Source organism: Bathymodiolus platifrons methanotrophic gill symbiont, from assembly GCF_002189065.1.
GTDB lineage: Bacteria > Pseudomonadota > Gammaproteobacteria > Methylococcales > Methylomonadaceae > Methyloprofundus.
This window is the reverse complement of sequence record NZ_BDMN01000162.1, coordinates 1-4,526: the sequence shown is the minus strand read 5'-3', so window position 1 is coordinate 4,526 and position 4,526 is coordinate 1. Positions and strand designations below refer to the sequence as shown.

The following is a 4,526-nucleotide window of genomic DNA, read 5'->3' as shown; positions in this document are numbered from 1 at the left end:
ATCCCCGTGACTATCAACAGCTCGGTATAAATAGGTCCACTGCCCCTTCACTTTGATATACGTTTCATCCATGCGCCACGATTTATTGGTTTCTCGTTTCTGAGATTTAGCTTTTACAGCAATGGCAGGAGAATAACGGATAACCCAACGATTGAGCGTAGCATGATCCACTTCAACACCTCTTTCTTCCATAATTTCTTCAAGGTCGCGATACGAAACGCCATACCTGACATAAAAGAAAACAGCATAAAGAATGACATCTTTTGGAAAGTGAGTGCCTTTGAAGCTGAGCATATGATCCACCTTTTATTGAAATTGAGAATTAGGATAGCAGATAACGTCGGGAAGGGGGATTTATGCGACAGAACCTCTACGGCTCATCGGGATAAAATTTTAGCCTCCCGAGCGCGCTGCTAGCGCACTTCGGATTGGCAAATTTCCCTTCGCCTACCACGGACTATTAATCCATCCAGGATTAACAGCGTATGCCTGAAGACCAGGCTTCCTGCATTTTCAACAATACTTGCGACAGAAACCTTTATATGAATGTGTCATTAAATATACGATAATACTTGAATATGATACATTCTCACGTGTCATTTTTTACTTTGTGGTCATGCGTTACATGAGGCTGGAGAAGACAAGTCAGAGCAGTTAGAAATCATTCCAGCCCAAATCAAAGTGATTGAACATGTCCAGCTAAAATATGCCTAAGGACTCTTTCTTCTGCCCTGCCCCGGAACCCGCTTATAGTCTTGCTCAAGTTCAAGTTCATTCGATAGATATCTTCCAAACACTGCGACCCTCCCCAATGGTCTTAAATCACCGGAGGGACTAATATACTTATATAAAGTACGCCTACTAACTCCAAAATTTGTGGTAATACGAGCAATACTAATTCTATGATCCCTCATCATTTCTTGCATTGATAAAACTTTCTCTCTAGGTAATGAAGGATTACCTATTCGTGGGGGTTTAGACCCGGGTTTAGGTCCGCGTTTAGGTTTAGGCGAATGAGGAGGAATTAAAAAATCTTCACCAAATAATATTGGATTCTCATGGTCTATAATATCATACCTGATATTTTCAGTTATGTCCAATCGATGCCCCATTTCCATGTTAGCCAATGAAGAGCCTGGTGAATCAGATATTCCAATTCTTGTGGGGGTTATAACCTCATTTGATTCGGTCAACTTCTTAGGTTTTTCTATACTATTAATAGGGGAAATTTCCTCACGACCTAAAGAACTACCAGCCATCTGTTCGTCAGAAACACCTAATATTGCCGCCGCAATTTCGTCTCCAATTCCATCCCACATCTTGCCACTAGTGTCAGAAAATAATATGACCCTACCATCACCGTAGTTATAGTGTGAGCTATATTGCTTCACAACGTCTTGTGTAATGAATCGTCCTATTGTTGGGTTCAGGTATCTTGATTCTAAATATATTAAATTCATCTCATTACCATGGTCAATAAACCTAGAACCAATCGCTATAGAACTTGCCATAGGGAATAATAAAAATAGATACAGTAATAGGTTCCGGGTTCTATCGCCCGAATTTATATAATAAATATAACGGATCTGTCGTAATAATTTATAATGAAAGTGAAGCTTGGTCATAGCTGATCTTTATGCAGTTAATAAATAAAACTGGGCTTGGTTCGGTCGCAAGTATTGTTGAAAATGCAGGAAGCCTGGTTTTCAGGAATAACTATCCTGCTAAAGCCATAAACTGCTTATACGCTGGCATATTTTCCTCAGACAATTGTCCCCTTCGGATCATATGTGCCGTTTCAATTCCATCAATGGTTGCTTGAGCGGAGTGAAACGCTTTAAAGCCCATCATCGGTTTTGTTATTCTTTTGATAAAGCGATGATCCTGTTCGATGATGTTATTCAAATATTTAACCTGTAATATGTCGATCATGGTGGTAAACCCAGCTAGGATTAACAAGAGGTTAATACTAAAGTTTCGGACTTCAAAGAATCAATAAACAATCTATTAACTTATTGATATAAAAATAAAAAATACCTCCTAAATGGTATAATATTGCTTGTACTAAAAGCCAATATCTACCAAAGGAGGCCATATATGAATACTGCCACAAAAATCTCTGGACTGCCAGCACTAACCGCAGATCTACTTCAGCAAGACGGTTGTCTAGTCGATAATCTATTTGCCGACTTATGGAAGCAAATGGGACGGAAGTCTAACGCCCCTACTCCTATTAGGTTTCCAACAAGATCACAATACTCTTGAATATTCCCAATAAAATTATCGGGATCTTTCTTTGATGTTTTGCCAAGTGCAAGACCCTTTTTAGGTTCTGTCGCATAAATCCCCCTTCCCGACGTTATCTGCTATCCTAATTCTCAATTTCAATAAAAGGTGGATCATATGCTCAGCTTCAAAGGCACTCACTTCCCAAAAGATGTCATTCTTTATGCTGTTTTCTTTTATGTCAGGTATGGCGTTTCGTATCGCGACCTTGAAGAAATTATGGAAGAAAGAGGTGTTGAAGTGGATCATGCTACGCTCAATCGTTGGGTTATCCGTTATTCTCCTGCCATTGCTGTAAAAGCTAAATCTCAGAAACGAGAAACCAATAAGTCGTGGCGCATGGATGAAACGTATATCAAAGTGAAGGGGCAGTGGACCTATTTATACCGAGCTGTTGATAGTCGCGGGGATACGCTTGATTTCATGCTTTCTGAGCGCCGTGATGAAGAGGCTGCAACCGCATTTTTCAAACAAACGATTAACAATAATGGCTTTCCTGATAAGGTCGTTATGGATAAAAGTGGCGCTAACTATGCAGGATTAGCCAATATTAACCTCTTGTTAATCCTTGCTGGGTTTGCCACTATGATCGACATATTACAGGTTAAATATTTGAATAACATCATCGAACAGGATCATCGATTTATCAAAAAAATAACAAAACCAATGATGGGCTTTAAAGCGTTTCACTCCGCTCAAGCAACAATTGATGGAATTGAAACAGCACATATGATCCGAAAGGGACAATTGTCTGAGGAGAATATTCCTGCTTATAAGCAGTTTATGGCTTTAGCAGGATAGTTATGCCTGAAGACTAGGCTTCCTGCATTTCCAACAATACTTGCGACAGAACCCCTCACATTCATCTAACTGTAACGACCTCGCAATATTTGTTGAAAGAGTTGTTTTTCCAGCGCCACCTTTCTGATTTAATATAGCTATTATCTCAGTCATAATTCATTTGCTATTTCAATAAAATGATAAAAACTTCATTATCATAAAAACAATTACTCACCAAACCTTTGACGTCAAAAAAACAAGTGTTATCTATACACCATCATCATCAGCAATAATCACCTTCATTTTGCCCTGATTCTACGCAAATAGCGTTAATAAACGCTGTTAATAAACTAAAACACTGAATTTGTTAATAAATCCCTCGTTAAAAAACGGCTTTGAAGATTCTGAACTCTATCTTGGCAAATTCTTGTGGTAATAGTTAGATTCCATTTTGCCACCATTTTGGAAACAATGAAAAAGGGCTTTCATTAACTGTGCCATCTCTTACCTTAGCTTCAATTTTAGTAACTACTCAGCGTATTTTTTAACTTTAAAAATAAAACAACTGAAGTTTCCCAATTATTGAGTAGCTGAAATACACAATGCTGGTGTATCGAGGTTTATTTTAGGTGGTTTTGCCATGTTTATAGCAAACTCCTACTTAATTCCCCTTAGGCAATAGCATTTGAAACGAATGAAAAGACTATTTTTTTCATATAGTTGTAGCATAGTTTTCATTTTACCATAAATAATTATTGGGAAACTTCAGTAAAACAATACCTTCGCCAAAATGAAATACACTCATTTTTATGATTTTTACAGCCTATAAGCGATTGATTTATATAGGTGTAAGATTGTCATTTTTGGCTTAAATTAAAAGGGGAATACTATTGTTCTTGTTCAATAGTATTCCACTGACTATTCATGGGTTAGGCGCGCATACATTATACAGAACCCTATTGACCCTAAAAGGAATGAATAGGTCTAACTTTTAGATTATAATTTCTACTCATTAAGTCATGATAACTCGTTTTCATTATCTTAACATAGCTACTTTTAAAGTTAGTAACATTTGGTATGTTAGCGTAATCTTCATTAGTTGTTGATGACCAATACAGAGAGCTCCAAATATAACCCGAATGGGTCAGACCTATAACCTCTCTGTTGTGCCATAGGGTATCCATTGGGTTCTGTCGCAAAAAACAAAATCACCCTATTACATACGATCATAAGATTTAATTTCAGCCAAAGAAGATCCGCGTGTTCAACTAAAAATGGTACTATTTTTTAATTTATTATTTTCCTGAATGGCGCATGCTACTTGGCTTTACAACTATATTATCGTAATTTTAATGATAGGATGAGAGAGTTTTTCTCCTGGATGATGTCTTATCCATTGGTTTCATAAAAACAGGTTACAGTTGATTTTTACACAAATATTTATTTTTTGCGACAGAACC

Annotated in this window: 5 protein-coding genes and 2 pseudogenes; 3 read left to right on the top strand and 4 right to left on the bottom strand. The window is 37.4% G+C overall.

What is annotated here, in order from left to right:
• Window positions 1–294 (bottom strand): IS6 family transposase (locus CDZ78_RS10140; protein WP_140413989.1); only part of this gene is annotated, 294 nt, incomplete at its 3' end.
• Between the two features lie 315 nt (window positions 295–609).
• Here CDZ78_RS10140 and CDZ78_RS10135 point away from each other — a divergent pair.
• Window positions 610–711: pseudogene (locus tag CDZ78_RS10135) on the top strand (IS66 family transposase zinc-finger binding domain-containing protein); the annotation flags it as partial.
• Here CDZ78_RS10135 and CDZ78_RS10130 read toward each other — a convergent pair.
• Together CDZ78_RS10130 and CDZ78_RS10125 are read right to left on the bottom strand one after the other, a co-directional pair.
• Window positions 711–1,460 (bottom strand): helix-turn-helix domain-containing protein, encoded by a 750-nt coding sequence (locus CDZ78_RS10130; RefSeq protein ID WP_140413988.1) that lies wholly within the window; start codon window positions 1,458–1,460, stop codon window positions 711–713. The pseudogene CDZ78_RS10135 and the gene CDZ78_RS10130 sit on opposite strands and share 1 nt — an antisense overlap.
• Window positions 1,461–1,716: 256 nt before the next feature.
• Window positions 1,717–1,971, bottom strand: a pseudogene (locus CDZ78_RS10125) (DDE-type integrase/transposase/recombinase); the annotation flags it as partial.
• 126 nt (window positions 1,972–2,097) lie between these two features.
• Between CDZ78_RS10125 and CDZ78_RS21890 the strand changes: the two are divergent.
• Both CDZ78_RS21890 and CDZ78_RS10120 read left to right on the top strand, forming a co-directional pair.
• Window positions 2,098–2,265: a hypothetical protein gene (locus CDZ78_RS21890; RefSeq protein ID WP_167374245.1), complete on the top strand. Its 168-nt coding sequence runs from the start codon at window positions 2,098–2,100 to the stop codon at window positions 2,263–2,265.
• A 138-nt stretch (window positions 2,266–2,403) separates the two neighbouring features.
• Window positions 2,404–3,087 (top strand): IS6 family transposase, encoded by a 684-nt coding sequence (locus CDZ78_RS10120; protein ID WP_087868795.1) that lies wholly within the window; start codon window positions 2,404–2,406, stop codon window positions 3,085–3,087.
• Here CDZ78_RS10120 and CDZ78_RS23715 read toward each other — a convergent pair whose 3' ends face one another.
• On the bottom strand, window positions 3,088–3,240 hold the full coding sequence (locus CDZ78_RS23715) for an AAA family ATPase (protein ID WP_087869911.1): 153 nt from the start codon (window positions 3,238–3,240) through the stop codon (window positions 3,088–3,090).
• Between the last annotated feature and the right edge of the window lie 1,286 nt (window positions 3,241–4,526).

Bases quoted from the DNA above. Each gene is read 5' to 3' on its own strand.
- CDZ78_RS10130 (WP_140413988.1), bottom strand. From the start codon at position 1,460: ATGAATTTAATATATTTAGAATCAAGATACCTGAACCCAACAATAGGA.
- CDZ78_RS21890 (WP_167374245.1), top strand. From the start codon at position 2,098: ATGAATACTGCCACAAAAATCTCTGGACTGCCAGCACTAACCGCAGAT.
- CDZ78_RS10120 (WP_087868795.1), top strand. From the start codon at position 2,404: ATGCTCAGCTTCAAAGGCACTCACTTCCCAAAAGATGTCATTCTTTAT.
- CDZ78_RS23715 (WP_087869911.1), bottom strand. From the start codon at position 3,240: ATGACTGAGATAATAGCTATATTAAATCAGAAAGGTGGCGCTGGAAAA.